24 protein-coding genes are annotated in these 23,152 nt (G+C 37.3%); 16 read left to right on the forward strand and 8 right to left on the reverse strand.

All coding sequences use genetic code 11. From position 1 onward, the window contains the following. Nucleotides 1–79: 79 nt before the first annotated feature. From rsmA to J9537_RS12325, 4 genes are all read right to left on the reverse strand, one after another. Nucleotides 80–952, reverse strand: coding sequence for a 16S rRNA (adenine(1518)-N(6)/adenine(1519)-N(6))-dimethyltransferase RsmA (rsmA, locus tag J9537_RS12310; RefSeq protein WP_010745455.1), 873 nt, complete (start codon nucleotides 950–952; stop codon nucleotides 80–82). Continuing rightward, nucleotides 949–1,512: a ribonuclease M5 gene (gene rnmV, locus J9537_RS12315; RefSeq protein WP_010745454.1), complete on the reverse strand. Its 564-nt coding sequence runs from the start codon at nucleotides 1,510–1,512 to the stop codon at nucleotides 949–951. Before rnmV ends, rsmA begins: the two co-directional genes overlap by 4 nt. Next, nucleotides 1,505–2,281 carry a TatD family hydrolase gene (locus J9537_RS12320; protein WP_010745453.1) on the reverse strand — a complete coding sequence of 259 codons (777 nt, stop codon included), beginning with the start codon at nucleotides 2,279–2,281 and terminating at the stop codon, nucleotides 1,505–1,507. The genes rnmV and J9537_RS12320 overlap by 8 nt, the downstream gene beginning before the upstream one ends. A 170-nt stretch (nucleotides 2,282–2,451) precedes the next feature. Continuing rightward, entirely contained in the window at nucleotides 2,452–3,258 is an 807-nt protein-coding gene (locus J9537_RS12325; protein ID WP_010745452.1) for a Cof-type HAD-IIB family hydrolase, read from the reverse strand. A 214-nt stretch (nucleotides 3,259–3,472) separates the two neighbouring features. On the opposite strand from J9537_RS12325, the gene J9537_RS12330 reads away from it, so the two are divergent. After that, nucleotides 3,473–4,069 (forward strand): hypothetical protein, encoded by a 597-nt coding sequence (locus J9537_RS12330; protein WP_010745451.1) that lies wholly within the window; start codon nucleotides 3,473–3,475, stop codon nucleotides 4,067–4,069. Between the two features lie 150 nt (nucleotides 4,070–4,219). Here the strand turns inward: J9537_RS12330 and J9537_RS12335 are convergent, their stop codons facing one another. The 4 genes from J9537_RS12335 to J9537_RS12350 all read right to left on the reverse strand — a co-directional run bounded on the left by J9537_RS12335 (nucleotide 4,220) and on the right by J9537_RS12350 (nucleotide 13,048). After that, complete coding sequence (locus tag J9537_RS12335) at nucleotides 4,220–5,713, reverse strand: AcpB/EbpR/MafR family transcriptional regulator (protein ID WP_010745450.1); 1,494 nt, start codon at nucleotides 5,711–5,713, stop codon at nucleotides 4,220–4,222. A 575-nt stretch (nucleotides 5,714–6,288) separates the two neighbouring features. Next, on the reverse strand, nucleotides 6,289–9,525 hold the full coding sequence (locus J9537_RS12340) for a vWA domain-containing protein (protein ID WP_010745449.1): 3,237 nt from the start codon (nucleotides 9,523–9,525) through the stop codon (nucleotides 6,289–6,291). Nucleotides 9,526–9,848: 323 nt separating this feature from the next. Beyond that, nucleotides 9,849–11,369 carry an AcpB/EbpR/MafR family transcriptional regulator gene (locus J9537_RS12345; RefSeq protein ID WP_010745448.1) on the reverse strand — a complete coding sequence of 507 codons (1,521 nt, stop codon included), beginning with the start codon at nucleotides 11,367–11,369 and terminating at the stop codon, nucleotides 9,849–9,851. A 218-nt stretch (nucleotides 11,370–11,587) separates the two neighbouring features. Beyond that, on the reverse strand, nucleotides 11,588–13,048 hold the full coding sequence (locus J9537_RS12350) for an NAD-dependent succinate-semialdehyde dehydrogenase (RefSeq protein ID WP_010745447.1): 1,461 nt from the start codon (nucleotides 13,046–13,048) through the stop codon (nucleotides 11,588–11,590). Between the two features lie 275 nt (nucleotides 13,049–13,323). On the opposite strand from J9537_RS12350, the gene J9537_RS12355 reads away from it, so the two are divergent. The 15 genes from J9537_RS12355 (at nucleotide 13,324) to J9537_RS12420 (ending at nucleotide 23,105) form a co-directional block, all read left to right on the forward strand. Next, a complete protein-coding gene (locus tag J9537_RS12355) occupies nucleotides 13,324–13,575 on the forward strand; it encodes a hypothetical protein (protein WP_010745446.1) in 252 nt (83 codons plus the stop codon). 122 nt (nucleotides 13,576–13,697) lie between these two features. Then, nucleotides 13,698–14,348 carry a type A chloramphenicol O-acetyltransferase gene (gene catA / locus J9537_RS12360; protein WP_218256180.1) on the forward strand — a complete coding sequence of 217 codons (651 nt, stop codon included), beginning with the start codon at nucleotides 13,698–13,700 and terminating at the stop codon, nucleotides 14,346–14,348. Between the two features lie 747 nt (nucleotides 14,349–15,095). Next, complete coding sequence (locus J9537_RS12365; protein ID WP_010745444.1) at nucleotides 15,096–15,404, forward strand: hypothetical protein; 309 nt, start codon at nucleotides 15,096–15,098, stop codon at nucleotides 15,402–15,404. Nucleotides 15,405–15,746: 342 nt separating this feature from the next. Then, nucleotides 15,747–16,331, forward strand: a complete 585-nt coding sequence (locus J9537_RS12370) for a DEAD/DEAH box helicase family protein (RefSeq protein ID WP_010745443.1) — start codon at nucleotides 15,747–15,749, stop codon at nucleotides 16,329–16,331. A gap of 93 nt (nucleotides 16,332–16,424) precedes the next feature. Continuing rightward, entirely contained in the window at nucleotides 16,425–16,733 is a 309-nt protein-coding gene (locus J9537_RS12375) for a hypothetical protein (protein WP_010745442.1), read from the forward strand. Between the two features lie 602 nt (nucleotides 16,734–17,335). Next, nucleotides 17,336–17,464: a hypothetical protein gene (locus J9537_RS20805; protein ID WP_255212360.1), complete on the forward strand. Its 129-nt coding sequence runs from the start codon at nucleotides 17,336–17,338 to the stop codon at nucleotides 17,462–17,464. 114 nt (nucleotides 17,465–17,578) lie between these two features. After that, nucleotides 17,579–17,812 (forward strand): hypothetical protein, encoded by a 234-nt coding sequence (locus tag J9537_RS12380; RefSeq protein WP_010745440.1) that lies wholly within the window; start codon nucleotides 17,579–17,581, stop codon nucleotides 17,810–17,812. A 260-nt stretch (nucleotides 17,813–18,072) separates the two neighbouring features. Next, complete coding sequence (locus J9537_RS12385; protein WP_010745439.1) at nucleotides 18,073–18,750, forward strand: HXXEE domain-containing protein; 678 nt, start codon at nucleotides 18,073–18,075, stop codon at nucleotides 18,748–18,750. 324 nt (nucleotides 18,751–19,074) lie between these two features. Beyond that, nucleotides 19,075–19,518, forward strand: coding sequence for a GyrI-like domain-containing protein (locus tag J9537_RS12390; RefSeq protein ID WP_010745438.1), 444 nt, complete (start codon nucleotides 19,075–19,077; stop codon nucleotides 19,516–19,518). Nucleotides 19,519–19,654: 136 nt separating this feature from the next. Continuing rightward, nucleotides 19,655–19,966 carry a carboxymuconolactone decarboxylase family protein gene (locus tag J9537_RS12395; RefSeq protein WP_010745437.1) on the forward strand — a complete coding sequence of 104 codons (312 nt, stop codon included), beginning with the start codon at nucleotides 19,655–19,657 and terminating at the stop codon, nucleotides 19,964–19,966. Between the two features lie 251 nt (nucleotides 19,967–20,217). Then, the gene (locus tag J9537_RS12400) at nucleotides 20,218–20,448 is read left to right on the forward strand and encodes a helix-turn-helix domain-containing protein (protein WP_010745436.1); all 231 of its coding nucleotides are present in this window, start codon (nucleotides 20,218–20,220) and stop codon (nucleotides 20,446–20,448) included. Between the two features lie 87 nt (nucleotides 20,449–20,535). Continuing rightward, complete coding sequence (locus tag J9537_RS12405) at nucleotides 20,536–20,688, forward strand: hypothetical protein (protein ID WP_010745435.1); 153 nt, start codon at nucleotides 20,536–20,538, stop codon at nucleotides 20,686–20,688. A 176-nt stretch (nucleotides 20,689–20,864) separates the two neighbouring features. Beyond that, on the forward strand, nucleotides 20,865–21,230 hold the full coding sequence (locus J9537_RS12410; protein WP_081630590.1) for a YxeA family protein: 366 nt from the start codon (nucleotides 20,865–20,867) through the stop codon (nucleotides 21,228–21,230). Nucleotides 21,231–21,605: 375 nt separating this feature from the next. Further along, nucleotides 21,606–22,250 carry a histidine phosphatase family protein gene (locus J9537_RS12415; protein WP_010745433.1) on the forward strand — a complete coding sequence of 215 codons (645 nt, stop codon included), beginning with the start codon at nucleotides 21,606–21,608 and terminating at the stop codon, nucleotides 22,248–22,250. Between the two features lie 429 nt (nucleotides 22,251–22,679). Then, nucleotides 22,680–23,105, forward strand: coding sequence for a hypothetical protein (locus J9537_RS12420; protein WP_010745432.1), 426 nt, complete (start codon nucleotides 22,680–22,682; stop codon nucleotides 23,103–23,105). The last annotated feature ends 47 nt before the right edge of the window (nucleotides 23,106–23,152 follow it).

Consider the following 23,152-nt stretch of genomic DNA (forward strand, 5'->3'; position numbering starts at 1 on the left):
TAGGGGAGTTGGCTTTTAAATGACAAATTTCGTTGGGATTTAATGAAAAAACAAAAAGAGCCGAAGCTCTTTTTTATTTTTATTTGTTTGCCTCTAACGCATTCGATAAACGCGCAAATTCTTCTAGTGATAAGGTTTCACCACGACGCTTAGGGTCAATCTCGGCCTGCTGCAAGCTAGTTTCTAGCCAAGCTTTTGTCGCATCGTCCTTCCCGTAACTATTTAATAAATTGTTCCATAAAGTTTTGCGTCGTAAAATGAAAGCAGCTTTCGTTAGTTTGAAAAATTCCGTCTCATTGGTGACCTCTACCGCTGGTGTTTCCCGTCGAACCAGTCGCAAAATCGCAGAATCCACATTGGGCTGCGGAATAAATACCGTCTTCGGTACGATAAAAGCAGTGGATGCGTCCATATAATATTGCACCGCAATGGATAAAGAACCATAGGCTTTTGTTCCCGGTTTTGCTGAAATGCGGTCAGCGACTTCTCGCTGCATCATCACAACCATTTCATCTACCGCAAGTTCCGATTCCAAAATGTGCATCATGATCGGTGTCGTGATGTAATAAGGCAGATTCGCTACCACTTTGATTGGACCTTCTTGATCGAAAAAGGCTGTTTCCTTCTTTAAGTCAACCTTCAAAATGTCGTTATGAACAACTTTGATATTGTCATAGGGACTCAAAGTATCCGCTAAGACAGGGATTAATCGATCGTCAATCTCAAAGGCCAAGACCTGATGTGCTGCTCGAGCTAAGTGTTCTGTCAATGCGCCAATTCCCGGTCCAACTTCGATAACGTTCGTTTGTTTGTCGATTTCAGCGGTAGCGACGATTTTTTGTAAAATATTTGGTTCAGTCAAGAAATTCTGACCGAGACTCTTCTTAAAGGAGAATCCGTGTTTTTGCAGGATTTCTCGCGTTCGGGAAGGTGTTGCTATATCTTTGTTCACAAAGTTTCCTCTACTTTCCTCATTGCCTCATGCAATTGTGCTTCGTTGATGCGAAACATCGTTAAGCGTTTTTCTAATTGTTTGGCATTCGTATAGCCGATTTTCAATTCATCGCCCAAACGTTCGCGCCGTTCACGGGCTTGAGCTCCCGCTATTAAACCATAATCCAGCAGCGTTTGTCTAGCTATTTTTGGCTCATCATCTTCGGCTGGCATCACCACTTTGTGCAGGGCTTCTATGATCGCCTCATCGCTGGCATGTTCAACCCCTAGGCTGCTGCCACGTTTTTGCGGTGCCGCCATTCGTCTTGATAGAAAAGCATGCTGGGCATCAGGAATCGCCTCCATGATCGTCTTGCGAATCTTCTCCCCAGAAAAATCTGGATCAGTAAACACGATCACGCCCCGTGTTTCTTGCGCATGTTCGATCTGCTCTAGGATCGATTCGTTGATGGCTGATCCTCGTGTTTCGATCGTATCAACATCAAAAACCTCTTTCAACCGTTTCGTATCGTCTTTACCCTCAACAACAATGATTTCTTCAATTTTCTCTTTAGTCATGGGCATTGATCCTGAATAGACGATGCGCATTCTCTGTTGTTTGCTGCGCGATTTCTTCCATTGGTAAATTCCGCAATTCCGCAATTTTTTCGACGACATAGCGAGTATAGCCCGGTTCATTGCGCTTCCCACGATACGGCATCGGCGCTAAATAAGGCGCGTCTGTTTCTACTAGCAGTTTATCCATTGGAACGATGGTTGCGGCTTCTTGAACATCCAAGGCTTTCTTGAAGGTCACCACCCCAGAAAAGGACACATGCATCCCTAGATCTAAGAAATACTTCGCCCATTCTCCGCTGCCGCTGAAGCTGTGCATAATGCCGCCGATATCACGAATGTCTTCCTCTTTTAAAATCTTATACGTATCTTCCATTGCTTCACGCGTATGGATGCTGATGGGTAAGTTCATTTCCTTGGCAATCGCGATTTGACGACGAAAGACACTATCCTGAACTTCTTTTGGATCTTCCATCCAATGATAATCCAGCCCGATTTCGCCTAAAGCCACCACTTTTGGCAAAGTTAATTTTTTGATTAGGTCTTCTTCGATCACTTTCGTATAGCTGCCAGCCTCTGTAGGATGCCAGCCGATGATGGAATAAATCCCCTCGTATTGTTGGTTTAGTTCTAAACTTTTTTCAATGGTTGGCGTATCAAAACCAACGACCGCCATCTCTGTCACGCCAAGTTCACGCGCTCGTTCGACCGTTTCGGGAATTTCTTTTTCAAATTGTTCCGCATTCAAATGCGTATGAGAATCAAAAATCATTCATAGTCCTCCTACATCAAAATTCTTCTTTTAATTATATCGCCTGAAGGGTTCTCCTCCAAGCTCAGCTAAATTCAACTTATTTTAACACAATGATCGCGAACACACGAAAAACTAAGATGCTCAAAAAAACATTAAAGCATCTACTGCCTTAATGTTTTCTCGTTAACCTAAGCCTTCAGTAATAATTCTATTTGTTCTAAAACACTTTCTTGATTGTTCGAACCAATAATCGTTTGAGCAGCTTGCTTTACTTTCTCCTGTGCATTCGCCATCGCAAAGCTCATTCCTGCATACTTCAACATTTCAATATCATTGCCGCTATCACCAAAAGCCGCGATCTCAGCAGGAGCGATTCCACATTTCTCGCCTAGCTGAGCTAAGCCACGTGCCTTGTGAACTCCTGGAATAATCAAATCAATATCCCCATGTCCACTCGAGACAGGAACCATCTCCCCGTTCAATAGTTCTGTTAAAGAGGACAGCTTCACTTCAACCTCCGTGGGTGAAAATGTCAGGGCGAACTTAAAGATCTCGTCATTTTCTTTCGTAATATCCGCTAGCTTCTCAAGTTTTTTGATACTAGGATAATAAAATCGAACACTATTGAAAACCTCTTCTGGCATCTCCTTTGAAACATAAGCGCTCTTTTTTCCACATATGACAAATGCTGATGGTCCTAGTGCGCTGATTCCTTTTAAGGCAGCCAGAACCTTTTCAATTGGTAAGGACGCATTGTAATAATCTTGTCCTTCAACGATAATATTCGCACCATTTTCAGAAACAAAGGACATTTCTCTGTGAAGCTCTGGGAAAAAGCTCTTTAGCTGATCGTATTGATTGCCACTGGCAACCACAAACTTGATTTTCTTTTCCTTTAACTGCTGAAAAATGATTTTAAATCTTTCACGATTGTACGTTTTCTCCTCATTTAAAAACGTTCCATCCATATCTACTGCGATCATTTTAATAGTCATTTCATCATCTCCTTCGCTTTCTTTATGTATATAAGACTACCATAATCGCTAGGACGCATTTCAGGTCAAGAGAAATTTTCATTAGTCAGAAAATCTTCTTTAGAAAATCCGTCAAAAGTCTGATGTTCTAAAATGTTTTTCTCTCTATACTAGGTGTTAAGGATTGATGAATATTTCAAGTCGTCTCTCTACTATTCTAGAAAGAGGTGATTATATGCCTAATTTCCAACGAGAATTTCCTAATACTGCACGCTATTTAAAGCAGCGTTATCCTGATAAAGAGCCATTAAGCAGCTTCTGGCACTGGGCAACACTCGCTTTATTTGCCATTTTATGTATCGCGACTATCAAGCAGCAATTATTGCTAATCGGACTACTGATCCTCATTGCCGCATTGATCAAAGGACCAGGATTGTTACTTTTCGGTGCGCTCTATTCACTATTAGTCAGCTTGTTTCCACCAATTGGAGTGGTACTTTCAGCACTATTCTTCATACTTAATCTTCGTTTATTGACGAAAAGCTGGCGTGTGAATCTCGTAACGTCGCTATTCTATTTGTACCCATTGGGATTAAGCCTTCTACGTTATTTCACTCAGTGGAATGCCCATTGGCAAATCGGACTGGAATTATTACCAGGATTGTTATTGCTTCACTTTGTATTAATGCAGGTATATTACTTCCACCCAAGTGCCCGTCAAGTTGCTTGGACCGTTTTGGCTACCCCCTTTGAATTGATCTCACTCGTATTACCTAAGCGCTTCAAGAAACCCTTTCGGACTACAGTACCATCAACGAGAATAAAGCGCTAAGTACGTTAAGGGAGATATTCCCTTAACGTTTTTTTGTTATAAAGTGAGCAAAGAGCAGTAAGAAAACCGAAAGGTCTCTTACTGCTCTTCTGCTTTAGGGGATTTGCGGCTATTTTTACCGCCCCTTTTATGGGTTGGAATCGGTCCCTTTCAACCGGCTAACTTACTAACGAGCTGTTGCAACTGATGGACATCTTGATTCGTTAGAAACGGATCAATCACAACAGTTGGGTACTCCTCCGGTACTTCTTCCACGCTGCTTGAAGTGATCAGCGCATCATATTTTTCCAACTCTGAACGGTGGATATTTACATTGCTTAGCTTTTTCTCTACATAGTGAACCTCAAAGTTTCCATAAATTTGATTCTCAATTTGGCTGCCTAAAAAGAATTCTTCCGTTGGAGAAAGCTCTGATAACAAGAGCAGCTTCAATGGTCGATCACAGCTGGCTAACAGTGACAGGCTTTGAGGAACCATAGTAATCAAGAGATAGACATAATTCCAAACGAAATCTTCTTCTTGATAGATTTGGTAACGATTAACAAATTGATCAACGATTCGCTTCACCTTTTTAACCGCTTGGTCATGTGTCTCTGATAATTTTTCCAAAAAGATCTTTCGTTGACGGAACAAAATGTCGATATACTGTCCCTCGGGTTCATAGATCTGATGCTCATTCATCAAAACAATCGCCAAGTCCTGCTTTTTATCATTCCCCAAAGAGAAATTCAAAAGACTATCAAACTCCTCCACCAATTCTAAATGACGATAATAGAAATCCGCGTACCCATCTTCTTTCCTTAACGCGCTTTGTAATTGACTTTTACTAGCCACAACTACATCGCCATAAGACAACCAAAGGCAATCTTTAATCTTATCAGAAGACAGCTTCACTCGAAAAACTTCCATCGCCATTCGCTTAAAGGCATCCAGCAGCTGCTTCTCCGGCAGCATCAAATCACTGTTGAGCTTCGACTTCGGATAATAATGACCGTTTTTGATCCGCCATAAACTAATGTACATGTTATACCCCAAGCGTTTGCGGGAAATATAGTTGTCCTCCAACTTATTCAATTGGATGAATTGATTCACCAGTTCCGTGATCGCCTTTATTTGGAACTCCTTTAACTCTCGATACAAAGAACCAAGCCGATCCGACTTCTCAATGAAATAGCGATAGTACATATGACGAATGACACTCTCGTTACCCTCTAAACGCAACGGACGATACTGCAAAGTAATACCGGTTTCCGACAGAACACCCTCGATTTTTTTTAAATTTCGCTGAGTCTTTGAGGGACTCAAATAAAGCTTTTTCGATAGATCGATTATATTTTCGCACTCTTCATACAGCAGCTCTTCGATGATTTGAAACTCCGGTGAATGCTGGATCGTGTCCGCATAGAGACGATTAATACTGATATGCGACTTGATCTTCAGCTGATAAAGTCCTTTATATTTCTGAACTCTAAAGGCATCCTGTTGACTATTGATCAGTTTTACATCCTTTAGTAAAACGGATAGTGAACATTCTAACTCCTCTAATAATTGGTCACTTGATAATCCGGTACGACATGCGTAAAGCAGTTCAATCAACCGCAGATGTCGCAGATTGCTCACCCCTAAAATTTCTCTAAAATCCATCTTCTCACCCTCTTCATTCACTCCTATGCTTATCCCCACTAACAATTTTGATCATGAAATAGCCACATTATGTGCGCTATACCCGTATGAAACAAAACCCCTTTCGCCTCATACGCATTGAATACCAACATTTATTTTAGTTGATCAAATAAAATAGCCTGCGTCCCCTCCTTCTTACCTTCATAAACGGCAAAAGAAAAAGCCAAGCAACAAAACACGTATACCTGATTGTTGCTCCGGTTTATCCGTTGTCTACTGTATAATAATGGTAACTGATATAAACTATCCTTGCTTCTGCCTATAAAAAATAAAAATGCGTTATCAAAACCTTCGTTCGCCTTCCCATAAAGACATCCGTTACCGAAACTCTAGTTATTTAATTCACTTTTTAAATTTAAAATAAATTTTTTTAGAAACTAATAGTTAAATTTTTTTTGTTCCATTTGATTTTTTAACTTTAAACAATAACTAGGTAGTTACTAGAAATACTTTTTAAACAAAATGATATTTTAAGATAAATAACGTATCTATATTTATAAAAAAAGATAGATACGTTATTTTTTAAATGATTTTCATTAAATATTCGTTTTTTTCCAGTTAAAATACAATGAACCGAAACTTAATAAAACTCCTATGCCAATGAAGACAAAAGCTGTTTTAGTATGCGCTCCACCTATACTCCCTGTGCTTGGTAATGCACCGGTGCTGATTATGAGTTTATTTTCAATAATCAGTTCAATTTTATTGTTTGCTAAAGATGAACGCTCACGTACTAACGGATTGTTTGTTTCATAGGTGATACTCCCATCATTTTCTATTCTAAATTTGAATTCTCCCTTTAATCCTGTATACCCGTCAGGAACAGTGATTTCAATCAATGCATAGTTTCCTGGCTTCAATCCTGTAAAATTAAAGGTTGATCCGCTGAAAAGCGTTCGATCGTATCCGTTCGGTCCGGTTAATTTAAAACTGGCTCCATTCAGCGGGTCGTCTTCGGAATCAACCTTGAATACCTCTAAAGTAAAATCTCTCAACTTGTTCGATACGACCAGCTGACTCCCCTGTCCAGCAACAGTCGCAAAAACTGCTGTTCCCGCACTATTTTCTGCAACCTCAATAGTGAAATTGGACAGTTTGTTATGCCCTATAGGTACAGTTGTTTCTTCTACTGTATAGCTGCCAATTGGAAGCTTCTCAATCGTGACTGATCCATCTGTTTTTGGTTCAATATCTGTATAAACGATCCGTTCAGAGAGTCCATTTTTTGCCTGCCGTGTCACCTTAAATTTGGGCTTGTCAGTACCAGTAAATGGCGTTTTACCATCATGAGAAACCTTTTTGAAGGTATAATCTGTGGTCAGTAGTTTGTTGGTGATTGTGACCGTGTTAGAACCTAGACTAGCTTTAGTAAAGTTTGCTGGAGCAGAGACAGCCTTCGCATACCCTTTTACTCGATCTTTTTCGACAACTTGGAATTCTTCGCCTTCTTCAAGCACAGTAGTTAAGGTTGCTTTCCAGTTTGTATTTTTCGTGACATCTGTTTGCAGAACCTCTTCTGCACCTATTTTTTTCTGTAAACTCGCAACAATTTTATCTGGCCGTAATCCCCAAAAATCTTCTTCATTGTTGCGGGTATCTTCCCATTTCTTTTCGACTGGTATATCAACTTCTTCTTCCCTTGGAAGCCGAACAGAAGGAACAGCAAAATCCAATACGTCAGGACTTTGTTCAGGTGTTGGCTCTAGGGTCGTTTTACCGTTCGTTTGATACCATTTCCCCTCCTCAAAAGCCGAATCATTGGTTCTTAACTTAACCTTATAATCAATCTGTATTTCCTGGCCTTTATAGAGATTGATATTATCAACAGTAAGCCGACGATTATTTTCTTTCATGACTACTTGAGGAAGTGTGAATGGATCACCCGCTGCTCTAGAAATCTTTACCGAATTCGGAACCAGATCTACCATATCTCCTAATGGATCATCAAGCTTTCCTTTGTAAATACTGTAGGATATCTCGCTATACCATTCATTGATATACTGTTCTAAATCACTGATACTGCCATATTGGAAGAAGTAATTATTTCTATTGCTCACGGAGCCTGAAGCGTTAGCTTTTCTACTTGCCATTCGAAACAGCCCTTCAATCAACTCAGACTCAGAGTGTCCCTCTGCACTAACTTTCGTAATATCAACGGCAATCGTATGAATCTCAACTCCTTGTTCTTTGATATCCTTTGCTGTTGAGTTGGTTGTCGTTAAATGACTATTGATCGTGTAACCGCCATAATTTATCCCTCTAGAGAACTTGACACTGGTACCTGTCGATCCTAATGAACTTCCGACTTTATAGTTAGCAGTGCTATTCTTATCATCATTTCTTAAAATTCGAACTTTGTCATAAAACATGTCAGAATCGTACATAGTGGTTATAGGTGTCCAGCTTTGGTTAGGTGCGCCATCGGTAAAAACTAGCATCATTTTCTTTCGATTGTATGTTTTTCCGGCTCCTTCATCGGTTTCTTTTGCTTTTTCAAACAAATCGTATCCTTCTGCTAGGCCTCGTTGCGTATGAGTTTGTCCCCACGGCCATTTACCATATCCCTCGCTGCCGTATATCTTTTTCCAATCTTCAGGATTCTCAGAGATTTGAAAAGTCGAATGTGCGACTTGATTAGACGTTTCGTAGCTCGAAAAGGTGTGAGAGCCAATCCTGATATTCGCTTTTCCCTCATTCTTTAGTTGGGCAAGCTGATCAATCAATTTTTTTACCATATTTAAAGCGATCTCTTTCGGACCTAACCTTAATGATGCCGAATTATCTAATACAAGCACAATATCAATACCCGGTTCATAATTCGTCTGTCCTCGAACATTTAGCCGAACATTAAACTCATCTTCTTTTTCGGTAGCCATTGCCATCTTACGGATCGATAGACTAGCTCTATCGGCTACATCCGCATTGTACCCATAATGAATATAAGAATTTCTCAAATTTTGGTTAGAGGTGTCCCAGCTAGTATTCCCATCCCAACCAGCAACCGTCTCGACACCGCCTTGATGATTCAAAACATTTTCTTGCCCTAAAGGTTTCCAAGAAGGCGTCGGATAAATACCATCAGGATTGGTTGAACCCGAATATTCAGGTTCTTTGTTCGTATACTTATGCAGGCTATAAGCTAATCCACCTTCCCCGGCTCTCAAAGCAGGTGTATTACTGGATTTTAAAGATGGACCAGCCAGTTTGTTGTTTTCCTTTTGTTTTTCTTGATTCCTTTCGTTGATTTTGGAGGCTTTTGTCTTCATCTTTTTTGACTTCTCTTTTTCAATACTTAGCTGACAGCCTAAATCATTTGGCAAAATGTTCTCTTGGACATCTTGTTCCTCCTCTTCTTTTGATTTCTTTTCATCCATTTGTACGATTAACCTGATATCCTTCAATTCTTTTGGCAGCTCAAAAGACAGCTCCTTCTTATTAGAAGTGGAAAATTCTTTTTCTACCAGCCAATCCTCCTGTTGCTCCATTCCTTCGATTGTTCCATACTTGATTACTTTTTGATCTTCGTCCATGACTTTCAGTTTAAAACGTTGATGATAGTTTTCTTTTTCTGATATTCTACTGAGCTTCAAGTACCAAATATTTTGCTTTTCGGCTTCTTCTATATGATACAAATAGGAAACCACTAAATGGTCTTGCTTATATAGTATAATTTCCTCTTCTCGCTCGCTCGCCTTCACCACCTCTGTGAAAATCCCAGAGAAACATGATAATAGCAGCAGCAGTAATGCCACAATCTGAATTTTTCTATTCACTTTCATCCCCTCCACTTTTTCTTACAACATTATTTTAAAGCAAAAAGAAAACAGCTGCTTTGTAAACAGCTGCAATAACATCGTTTTTTTATTAAGTATAAAGCCCATTAAAAAAATGTTTCTATAGATATATATGTTATTCAATTTTATAATTTGAACTTTATTAAAGTTTTTGACTGTTATAAAAATGAATAGAGTTTTAGCTACCTTCCAGAAAAAAACCAAAAATTTATTTTTTACTATAGAGAGATGGGTATACTAGAGAATAATCAGTAATAATAGTCATATAAATATAAATTTTTAATAATATTTGACATTTTGCGTCATAAGAAAGAAGGTTCATTTCTTTTTCCTGCAATACAGGTTACTAACTTCTGGATATCCTGAATGTTGTCCGAGGTTAAAAAAGGTTCAATCGCCACAACTGGACACTCTTCTGGAATGCCTGTCATTAACCGTGTAGTAATCAAGCAATCATATTTCTTTATCTCATTAGTTAATTGATCGGTACCCCCAGGCAATTTTTCAAAATGATTAATGATGAAATTTCCATAGATGCTCTCTTGAATCTGATGAGCGAGAAAGGTTTCTTCCGTCGGAGCCAGATCAGAAATCAATAAAATTTTTATCAGATGATCCTGTTTTGCTAACCATTTTAAACTTTCAACCTTTGTAGTCAATAGTAGGTACACATAATTTTGAACAAATCCCTCTTCTTGATAAATCTCATTTCTTGTGACAAAAGCTTCTACTAGTTGCCGGATCTTTTTTATCCCATTACTGTAGATTCTGACGGATTCTTTTAAAAAAAATACACGATTATCCCACAGCAAATTAAGAAAGGTACTATCTGTATCATAGAGATAGACATCGTTGCATAAAACTGTTGTAAAATTGATTTTATCCTTTTTAGATAAGCGACAGCCTAACAGTTCGTCAAATTCTCTTACTAAATCATAATGCAGCATATACAAATACTGATACCGAGGATTATCGATCAATGCATATTCCCGATGAGTGATGCTGAAAACCACGGCATCCGAGAAACTAAGCCATAGACAATCTCTCAATATATCGGGGCTCAGTCGAATCCCAGCAATTTCCCATACCACTTTCTCTAACTGCTTATATGATTCTTTTTGCGGTAATTTCAACCCTAATTTTCTTAACTCGTGCTTTGGATACGCATGATTATTTTTTATTCGCCACAAACTAATATAGAAGTTATAATTTAGCCTTTTTTCAAATACATATTTCCGCCAAATGTCATTGGCTACCGCAAATTCTTCCACATATTTTTCAATGGTCAAATATTGCTGTACTGTCAGCTTAGGCAGCAGGTTTTCAATAGTACTTTGACGCTCCATATAAAACCGAAAATAAAAATGACGTATCTCACTTTCACTGCCTTCAATTCTTAACGGTCGAAAACATAGTTTCATCTTCGAACTTTCCAACGTTTTTTCGATTTTCTTTATACAGCGTTGTGTGTTCGATGTACTTAACTGTAGTTTTTCAGATAATGCAGTGATATTATTACATTCTTCATACAAAAGTTCCTCAATGATTTGATACTCTGGAATAAAACGTAAAATATCTGAATACAAATTGCTTAAGCTGACCGATCGATCAAGGGAAAGAGAATACCATCCCTCTTTTTTTACAATCTGAAAATATGTGTTTTTACTATTGATGATTTTGATATCATTTTTCAACACAGGTAAAGAGCAATTTAATTCACTTAACAAGTGATTCTGTGAATAGCCTTTTCGATGATAATACAGTATTTCTAATAATTCTAATCGCCGTTTTTTACTCGCTCCTAAAATCTCTCGAAAATCCATAAAGAGACCTCCCTTCTGCTAAAAAAACTTCTTTCACTAAAAGAATACAAGGAAACCCCACTGAACAAAAATCCAAAATCTAAATAAATTTCCAAAAAAAAAGATACTCGAAAATACAGATCAAGCTTGACTTTCTTTGTTCTATACAAGAAAAAAACAGGATCAAAAAAGTGATCCTGTTTTCGTTCTCTATTTAGTTGTGTAGAGCCAGCTGTCCGCTATTTTGCCGTACGAATATTGACAAATTTCACCTCAACATACTCTTCTACGCCATAGGTTCCATTTTCACGGCCAAAGCCTGAATGCTTCACTCCGCCAAACGGTGTGGCAGAATTTGATATCTCGGTATCATTGACACCTACCATGCCGTATTGCAATTTATTACTTACATTTTCCACCGTATGAATATTGGTTGAGAAGAAATAAGACGCCAATCCAAATGCTGTATCATTTGCATCTTCAATGACTTTTTCCTCATCCTCGAAGGTGATCAACGGAATCACTGGACCAAAGGTTTCTTGATAGAAAATGTCCATATCCTTCGTCACACCGTCTAAAACAGTCGGTTCAAAGAAATTGCCGTTGGCATATTCGCCATCCTCTAACTTATGACCGCCGGCTAAAATTTTCGCACCTTTATCCGTCGCGTCCTTCAGCTGATCCATCACTTTTTCGACACCCGATTGATTAATCAACGGTCCTGTTGTTGGATCATCCAAGCCATTTCCAACTGTGACGTCTTTGATTGCTTCCACGATACGATCCGTTACTTTTTCCTTAATGTCCTTATGAATGAAAATCCGATTTGGCGACGTGCAGACTTGTCCATTATTAATGAACTTCGTTTGAATCAAGGTATCCACTGCTCGTTCGATATCCGCATCTGGGAAAATAATGTATGGCGCATGTCCGCCAAGCTCCATGGACACATTTTTCAATGTTGGTGCTGCTTGTTCGTTTAATTTTTGACCAACTTCTGTCGAACCAGTAAAGGTGATTTTTTGTACATCGTCAGATTCTGACAAGATCGTTCCGATTGTTGAAGAATCTCCTAAGACAATATTCACTACACCTTCAGGAAAGCCCGCCTTATCAAACAATTCCATCAAAGCTAACGCAGAAAGCGGTGTTTCCTTCGATGGCTTCAAAATCACGGTACAACCTGCCGCAATCGCTGGAGAAATTTTCCGAATAATCATATTAGACGGGAAATTCCAAGGCGTGATGGCGCCCACCACTCCAACAGCTTGCTTCCGTACCTGCCATTGGTTTGTTGCTGGTGAAGGGACAATCTCTCCTAAAAGACGCTGACCTTCTGCTGCATTCCAGCGCAGATTTTCAACATTTGTTTGAATCTCGCCTTTTGCTTGCGTTAGAGGCTTGCCCTGTTCCATCGTCATAATTGTTGCTAAGCGTTCTGTGTCTTCTTCGACTAAGTCCGCCATTTTATTCATTAGTTCTGCCCGTTCAGAGGCTGATTTTCGCGACCATTCTGGAAAAGCCTTATTCGCAGCTTTGATCGCTGCCTTGACTTCTTTTTCGCCCCCGACATGAACGTTTGCTAGTGTTTCTCCTGTCGCAGGATTGGTCACTGGTTTCGTTCCTTCTGAGCCTTCCACCCATTTGCCATTGACATAGAGACGTGTTTCGACTGCTGGTAAATCTTGATATTTTGCCATGTGTCTAATTCCTCCTATTTTATCACGTATGGTAGTGGTCGAATACGATAAACAGCGGTGTTAATCATAGATTTCCTGCTGTTTACTACATTGATCACCGTAACATGGATAAAATGAAAGCTCAAAAAATCAGCTTGTTTTATAAAGAAAATAGAAAAACTTGACGAAAAACGTCTTTATTCAGGCAGTTTCTCTATCATTCTTGAGAAAACTTGAAATTCGATTGTTTGCGCTTCCTTTCGTTGCTATACTTATTTATAGGGAGGCTGATTGCTATGTTCGCAAACTTGAAAATCATACCAAAAAAATATGAATCTTTTTATATCACGTATATGATTTGTTTACTAACTACCTTCCTCGCGTTGGCGCTCCTTCGTCCTAATGCCGGCATAATTATTTTTCTATTTCTTATGTTTTTTGCGATTGATTCTTTTTTTCTATCAAAATCAGAAGAGAAGATTCTCTTGCCTTTACTAGTTGATCTGTTCATTTATGGCTGTTGGTTTATCATTTTGTATCCTTTTTAACAGACTGATCCAATAGACCAGACGTTTATTGTACTCTTAAAAAAGGACTGATTTCATATGAAAAAAGCACAAGATTTCCCCTCCTAACAATTTAAATATAATGATTAGGAGGGATTCATCACATGTTTAACATCATCAATGTAGAAAAATGGAATCGAGCTGAGGTATTTCATCATTATTTGGCGCAGCAAACTACGTTTAGCCTAACAAAAGAAATAGATATCACACTACTTCATGTTTATCTAAAAAAGAAAGAGCATTCCTTTTATGTAGGATTTATCTACCTGATGACTGCGATTGCCAATCAAGAAATCCATTTCAGAATGAGCTTCAATAGCCAGGGACAGCTTGGGTATTGGGACAAGCTATCCCCCTTGTACACAATTTTTGACAAAGAAACACATCAATTTTCTACATTAGCAACAGAATATTCACCCGATTTCGGAACTTTTAAGCAACGCTACTTGGCTGACTTAGCAGCCTTCAGCAATACGGGAAAACTATTTCCACAAAAATCTATACCTGAGAATGTCATTAACCTATCCATGATTCCTTGGACTTCGTTTACTGGCTTTAATCTAAATGTGAATAATGGCGGAAATTACCTCTTGCCAATCGTTACCGCTGGAAAATTTATTCCTCGTGAAAATAAACTTTTTCTGCCGGTATCCTTACAGGTCCATCATGCAGTATGTGATGGATATCATGCGGCACAGTTTCTTAATCGGTTTGAAGAAATTGCGGCCTTACCACAGAAGTATTTTGAGGAGTAGTTTCATTTTCGCCTGTACTATTGAGGAATCTCAGACTCTTTTGAATGTAAGTCAAGCAGGGAGCAATCTTAAAAATCAAGATTACTCCCTGCATTTTATATTATACGTTTACTGATGGAATCGAATAAATTATGATACAACAAGTGCAATGTTCACTTGAAATTTGTAGCAGTATTCTATGGTACAATAATCTAAAAGAAGGGATTCCCACGGACATATTATTTAGTCTGTTTTACTACGGAGCTGCGCTGCTACTTTTATACTTTGTCATTCGAATAGCTGTCAAACATGGCATTCAAGACGCAAATAAGAATAAACCATCTGACTAGCCGTTTGCTAGTTTTTTTGCACCAATGTATCTGATGATGCCTCCTAAAGCTTATTTATGGTCTCCACATGAAAATCCCGATTCGAACTATTTCCATCATTCATGGGTACTCCTAATATGGAATAACTGGAATGTGGATGATAAAATAGAACAAGAAGTATAGCCATGTTTCCTTTTATTTTTAGTTCATTGCCAGCCTTTGTCTTTCTAATTATCTTTCCCTCTTTATTCAAGCATCTATCAAAAAGTGAGCATTATCGCTTTAACTCACTCTATGGGTTTCGTTCAACTAAAGCTGTCAAAAATGCATCAAACTGGCAGTTTTCAATTAGCGCTAAGCATTTTTCTTAAAGGATTCATCTCAATAAGCTTGTTAATCAATAAATAGAATTTCTTATATCTTATTAGGAGGTTTCACCATGAAGAAACTATGCTTTGTCTTAACTGTCAGCACTGGGATAAATTACGGATCAATCTTTGCTGGAGCTGCTGTTAGAGGCCATAATGATTTGAGAGATTATTTCTCCAAGTATTACGATGTTTCGATTAATGAATTTGACGACAACAATTCTGCGGATTATTTAGTTATTCCTGACCCGTTTGTTCCCTTTGACAATAAAAACAACCTTCCAATTATCAAAGTCCCTGCAAAATTATTTATGACTAAAGATTTTGAGGGAATAAAGACGTGTATTGATCATTATTTTGCTACTATTCAAGAAGGTTAATACAAGAGGAATTTCTCTTGTATTTTCCTATTAGTAATAGAAGGTTTTTGAGGTGATCTTTTGAAAAAGACGAAAAAAGAGTTTTATAAGTATTTTTTGATCCTTGCGTTTGTCTTATTGTTGATTTTCATTTTTAGGCTATTCCTGGATCTTTTCATCCTTCACCATACTGTTACTATGGAACGACTTGTTGATAGATTGTTGGATTATTTGCTTCCTAGCATGGTACTTTTTGTGTTTGGTCTTTATTACAAAAATCATTAAACGCTTTTTTTGGAGATAGGATAATTTTCAGGCTCAAGACTTTTTATTAGTGTAAGAAAATGAATGGATGTGAGTAAGATGGCTTTAATCGTATTGCTCGGCGCTCAAGCGGTCGGCAAGATGACCGTTGGGAAAGAACTGGAAAACCGAATCGATGGAAAGTTGTTGTTTAACCATCAGACATTGGATCTTTTCGCGAACTTTCTAGGCTACAGCAAATCCGCCTTCATGCTTTCTGATAAAACACGAAAAGAGCTCTTCAAGGCATTCGTCAATAATACGGAAAACAATACAACTAAAACGATTATCTTCACTGTGGTGATTGATTTTGATCTGGCTTATGACATTGAATTTTTGCACGATATCGCTGACATTTTTTTAGCTGCCAATCAGGAGATCTACTTTATCGAATTAGTTGCAACCTTGAGAGAACGACTAAAGAGAAATGTCCACGAAGAGCGACTAAAAATGAAGCCCTCCAAACGAGACACTAAATTTTCAAGAAAAGAGCTGCTAACATCAGCTAAAAGAAATCGATTAGAAAGTCGCGACCACGAGTTAGAGACTCTTTTCCCAACTGTGCACCATTTGAAAATCAACAATACTAGGCTCTCACCGGAAGAAGTTTGTCATCAGATTATTACTTGCTTCCAGCTTGAGTAGAAGTCTTCCCAGATCAGGTATTTTCTTCGGTTGTTGAGATGAGTGACAACCCAAAGCTCTTTTTATGCTTAAGATTATTGAGGAGGATAGTTCATGATTAAGCTATGTTTCGTTTTTACAGTTAATTCGGGCGCAGGGTATGGCAGGATGCCCCTACCTGTAAACTTTGAGGAATACTCTGATATGAAAGAATATTTCTCTCACTATTATAATGTTTCCTTCAACTATCTTAGAGATAAAGACCAGGTGGATTATTTAGTCCTGCCGAATCCTTTTTTCTCTTTTGACAATGAACACAACCTTCCAATCATCAAAGTCCCTGCAAAATTATTTATGGCTAAAGATTTTGAAGGAATAAAGACATGTATTGATCATTATTTTGCTATTAATCAAGAAAGATAATAAAAGGAGATTTTCTCTTGTATTATCCCTACTATCAGTTGTCTTTCTTCTTTTATAGGCGTGATTACTGAACTTTCCTTTATTTGGCTTTCGTATTAAAAGCTTGTTTTAATATGAATTTTTGGATACTTTTATAGTTAAATAGTAATTTTTTAATGACTAAGAATAAAGTCTTAGGTGCTTCACTTGGAGTATTTACGATCATTCTCATCTTTCTCTACACTTTAAAAAATACTGTGCTCTCAAACGTAAACATAAATTACATTGGGATCATCATGTCTTTGATTCTTATTATGAATGCTTTGCTTGTTTTGATTCTAACTCCAAAAGAACAGAGTAAATTATTTGTATCTAGACCTATAGGCTACGGCTTAACAATAAATCCTAGAAGTCCACTAGGCCTACTCATCTATGCCCTCTTGATTATTCTTGTTTATTTTATTTCTATTTGAGGCACTTCTTTCTCCTTTTATATCTACTATATTCGCAATTTCAGTACGCTAGTTTTGTTCCGCTGCTAATAAAACATTCGTTTACTCTTAAACCAATTTTACTTGCTCGGCTGTATCAGATCTTGCATACTTAAATTAGGGGTGATTAAAATGAAAGCACGACAACTATTACCTATCATAGCTATTTGGTGGATCGCCATAGCCAGCTGTGGAATGATCACAGGAATCGCCATTACGAACAACTTAAAAGACAAAGAGAAAGCCCGTAAAGACTCATGATTATGAGTCTTTTTTTACTTGATATCTTCATTAGCGGAATAAAATTATTCCCTTTACTATACAAAATTAAAGAGATAGAATTAATTCTGAAATACGTATTTAGGAGGGCTTGTAATGATTGAATTAATTCTAGGTATTCTATTGTTAGTTTGGCCACTAGCCAAAATTCCGTATTTACTAAAAAACAAACGAGAATATGGTGTTTTTTTCACTTCTGATAAGAGAATTTTTGTTCCCAAGTACGTGAACTTCGGCAATGGACTAAATACTAACAATAAGCTAGGATTTACTATCAATATCCTAATTAGTATGAGCCTAATTATTGATGGGATTCTTAGACTTCGATAGAAGAATCTACGAAATAGCTCCAATTGTAGTAGCATATATATTATCTGTACTTACTAAAGTATTTTGATCAAACAAAAACGAAGCACAAGATTATTTAGATAAAGTAAAATAAGAGGCTCAAACATCAATTAAATGTGAATAAGTGATCACTTTCTGTATAAATGTACAATAACGATATTTGTTGCTGTTAATTATTCACCTCATCCTTCATAATGATTCTTACAGAAATTTTTATACAAATTATTTTGGAGGTGGGAAGAATGAATAAAGAAAGTTTATTATCCAAATGGTGTGACCGTATTTGGTTGCAGATTCTCTATATGTTGGGCGTAGGGATGGGAGTCGTCCTATTTCTTCACTGGAATGATTGGGATCTTCCACAAAGATTGATGGGACTCCTGACAATAATGGTTCCGCTTCACGTTTTTGAAGAAAACACATACCCTGGTGGGTTCTACTTTATGAATAATATCGGACAGCATTCGGATGCGCCTATGGTTTATCCTCAAAATAGATTAACAAATATGATCACCAATTTAGGTGCAGAAATTTACTTTATCTTTCTATTATTCTTCGCGAAGGATCTAGCTGCTATCTCTGTTTTAGTTGTGGTTCTATTTGGTCTTGGCGAAACATTCATGCACACGAAAGATGGGCTTGCTATATACAAGAAGTATCGGACAAAAGGAAAACGAACCATCTATGCTCCAGGAAATGCAACTGCCTTCACTGTATTATTTAGTATGAGTGTTTACGGGATTGATTGGTTAGTTAAAAATGGCTTGTCCATCAGTCAATTCTTCGCCGGCATTGGTTTGGTAGCTTTTGTTATCGTTGGACTGATTCTTTTACCTTTTTCAATCTCAAGAAAAATAAAAAGTAAAACCTTTGCTTTCACTGATTTAGGCTACTGGGCTAAATATGAACAAAAAAGATAAGTGTATGAACCACAGAAAACAAGATAGCTGTAGCTACTTTGTTTTTATGTGGTTCTCTTAATACCCACCCAATAACCGATCAAATTTTCTTTAACTTCATTTTTGCACGCCATTAATCTTTCTGACAAAACTAATCATCTTCTTTGAAAACCTTCTTAATTGCCCTAATTACAAGAGCATTTCTACTTAAATACTCCTCCCCTCCTAAATGTATGACTTATTCATCAATTTTAAAAATTTTGATGAAAAACATTTTAAATGACTATAGAATGAATGTAGGGAATGATTGGCCAATCTTCCAATAATATATTTGGAGGAACCTATATGAATTATTCAGTTGAATCACTACCATCAAAAAAAGTATTTTACAAACGTCGGGTTGGTGCTTATGGACCCGAAAATTATGCTTTAATGGACTCTATAAAGGCTCTTTTGAAAGAAAAAGACCTCTTCTCAGGAAATACAGTTATCTACGGTATTGCATTAGATGACCCAAATAGAGTCTCTGCAGAACATTGTCGTTATGATGTTGCTGTAGAGTCGGATACTGCCATAACAAACATGGACTCAAGAGAATTGGATTCAGGAAAATACGCAATTTTCCAAATCGACCATACTAGCAACGCTGTTTCAGCTTTTTGGAACACCTTTCCATCTTTATTAAGTCGAGATTCTTATACGATAGATTTTTCAAGACCCATTTTAGAAAGGTATAAAAACAGTTTAATCAACGATGGACGATGCGAAATGCTAGTACCAATAAAATAAAATGACATTCATGTAGAGAATCTTTCATAGGTTCTCTTTCTATTTGACAGCCCCACATTCGTTAGCTAGCTTTATTTACTCTTTAACAGAAGAAATTCTTCATGGTATACTTACTCAAAAAGTGGAGGTTGCCTATATGAAGCTAAGTAATTCATTTGAAACATTTGCCAAAGAAGCGCCTGAACATCAACAAGCTTTTGGACAGCTAGTACAAACTTGGGGTGATATTAGTGCCTTGGATGATAAAACCAATCATTTATCTTATCTAGCTGTTCTCGCCGCGACAGGGAAAACAAGCGGCATTCCCTTTCATGTTATGTTGGCAAAAAAATCTGGAGCAACAAAAGAGGAAGTCATTAGTGCTATTTTAGTTGGCCTACCTGCCGTTGGAAATGAAGTTATTAATGCGTTGCCCGCTGCAATTGAAGCCTATGATATGAATGAATAATTAAATGCCTAACAATTTAAAATAAAAATTGTTAGGCATTTTTATTTGATTAAATATCAACTCAAGCACGTCAATTTTAAAATTCTCTTTATAAATAATATTTTCTCATTCACGAACTATTTGAGCCGTTCACGGTTGACTCAACGACCTTTTTTGCTAAAATCAACCTGTCTAGCCATCTAGCGGAAACTAGTGGTGATCAATGTTGAAGGCGGCCAGTGATTGGCTGCCTTTTGAAATCGAGGTATTTTATGTCTATTGAAGAAGCCATCCTACTTGATACGTTGCGGTGCAGGCTGAACTTCCTGCGAACAAAAAAAGACTACTCTAAAGAGCACGTCGCAAACCAACTAAACCTTTCATTAGAACAATACGAAAATTATGAAGAAGGAGAAGTGTTACCTACTATTTTCGAATTGATTGACCTTTCAATTCTTTATCAAGTCTCTTTGGATTACTTAGTAGGGAGAACAGAGGAATAAACTAGTCCCTACCCTTTTTTTACATTAAATTAACCGTTGCTCAACATTCAGAGACTATACTATAGTTAAAGAAAGGAGGCGGCTACTATGACAGAAACTACCCCAGAGATTCGACAGCTTTGCGTACTCTTTAATACCAAATTAAATCGATTCCTCGTCTACGATAAGAATATCCCCCACGAATTTGCGATTGGCATTACCATTGAGCAAGCCATCAAAAAACTGAACATCGCTTCTTAGGACAACTACTGATTTTCAGTAGCTTTTTTTTTCTTCTTACAACCATCTTCAATCAATATCCTCCCTACTACCTTCATTTAATAAATCTCGCTCAGCCTTACAAAAATGTTCGTTTCATTTCGGACTTTAGTTTGATTTTTAACCCTTCACTATTAGGTATCCTTCTTTTGAAAGGAATGATTGATGTGAGACGCATAATTGGTTTTTTAATCCCCGTATTCGTAGTCTGCGGCGGTGCATGGTTTTGGTACGATCAAAATTATGGGACAACGGATTACTATACAAAAATAGTTCAGGAAGGCAAACGCGTGGATATTGGCAGCGGTGGCGGAATGGAGCAGTATCGATACAGTTATCATCTCCCAAGTTATACCAAAGATAATCATGAGAAAACACTCTCTTTTAACTCCGCCAAGGATAAAGAATTAAAACCAAATTCATATCTAGTTTTACATGTGAATGATAAAAAAGGCGTCATGGGCTGGGAAGAAGTAAAACCTAGTGATGTGCCGGCCTATGTGTTGCATTCGTTGGATAAGTAGCTCTTATTTAGAAATCAATTTCTTATACGATGACAGGGTATTTACTGCGTATAATGGTTGAGCGTAAAGCACAAAATAATTTGGGCTTTGCGCTTTTTTATGTATTACTCGCATAAGGAAAAGCTTTTTTGGGATTGTCATATGAAGTTTCCTTGCAACCGCACTAAATTTGTTTTATATAGCTATTCTATAATGTAGGAAAATTTTCTTGAGCTTACTTCCTATAGTTCTTTTTTAACTCCTCTTTCGTCAGCATCACTTCCTCCTACAGCGTTGTTTTGGACAAGTGGTTCTGCTATACTGCTAGTAATTTCTTGGTTCGACTATTGCCGATAAGGTGAAGCGATTACATAGGATTTTTTTGGAGGATAAAACATGAATTCAACAGTTACTTTCTATGTTACTCGACATGGTGAAACATTACTTAATCAATTACATAAAGCACAAGGTTGGGCGGATTCCCCATTAACTGAAAGAGGAATCCAAACGGCCACACAATTAGGACTGCAACTGAAAAATGTCCAATTTTCGGCAGCATTTTCCAGTGATACATCCAGAGCTTTAGAGACTGGAAAAACCATATTAACTGCACAGGGGCAAAATGAACTGCAAGTTATTATGGATAAAAGGCTCCGTGAGTGGTGTTTGGGCAGTTGGGAAGCAGAAAATAATAATAAGTTTATTTCCAGTATGATGAATGAATTACAGATACAAAACGATTTTTCAGAACTTAATTTCCGTCTGCCAGAAGTTCATGAGATTATTTATAAATCCGACATAACAGGAATGGTTGAACCGTTTCATATGATTACAGATAGATTGGAAAGTTTTCTCAAAGATACAGGTGATCATTTTATTCACTTGAATAATCCAAGCGTCCTGATCGTTACTCATGCTTTTGCTATTAAAACATTACAGTTTTTGTTTTCAAAAGAAATGTTGCGAAAAAAACCTAAAATCAAAAATGTCGATATTATTTGTATTAAATGGGATGGTAAAAGTTTTTCTATCCTTACATGATAAGCCTAGTACGCTTTTGCGGCTCAAGGCGATAATGCGAATTAAGAAAGGATCTGGAAATATGGCGAAAGATGTTTACAACAACCAATATGGACGTGTGAAATATATCGAAAAGGATAATGTCACACTACTTACATAAAAACAGAAATGCAGCTATGATCATTTTTTGAGATCTTTTATAATTATCCTCTCTTATATAAATTGAAATTACCTCCACTACTAGGAGGTCCCATTTGCTTGATAACCATAACTACCTCGGATTTTTTGTAACACCATAATGTTTAGCAGCTTTTTCAATTGTTGTTGACAGATACTTTTCTATAATTGGCTGAGTTAGTTGAAACTCGCTTAAAAATTTCCTTTCTTTCTTGCTTGCATCTTTGATATATTAACTAAAAATAGTCAATAAAAATTTTATAGGAGTCTTTCGTGGAAAAAATTGTCGTTTGGAGTTGGAGTTATGTTTCTTTCCTTTTATTTTTAAGTATTTATCTATTTGCTGCATGGGCTGTTGCCATAGAAGAAGGATTTACAAACATGGATTCTTGGTTGTCTGTCCTGCCTATTTCTTGTCTCTATTTATTCGCTCTTATGATGCAATTCACTATAATAGAAGTTAGAAATGACAAATTGGTTGTAAGGAAAATTGGCAATTTTAGAAAGCAAACTTTTTCTCTCTCTCATATTGAAGTTAGGTATGGGGTTAGAGAAAAATTTACTTATAGAGCACCCGCTATCTATCCAATCTATATTTACGATAAAGACTGGATTAAACAGCGGAAAATTCTTTGTGGCGATATTAGAGGAAGTGACTTTGATAAATTTTGGAAAAAACATGGTCATCCTAAAGAGTAATTTTCAATCATTTTTTTGTATTCTCTTTGATAGGCGTGCATAACATA

Origin of the sequence: Enterococcus raffinosus (assembly GCF_019175485.1) — a bacterium.
GTDB lineage: Bacteria > Bacillota > Bacilli > Lactobacillales > Enterococcaceae > Enterococcus_A > Enterococcus_A raffinosus.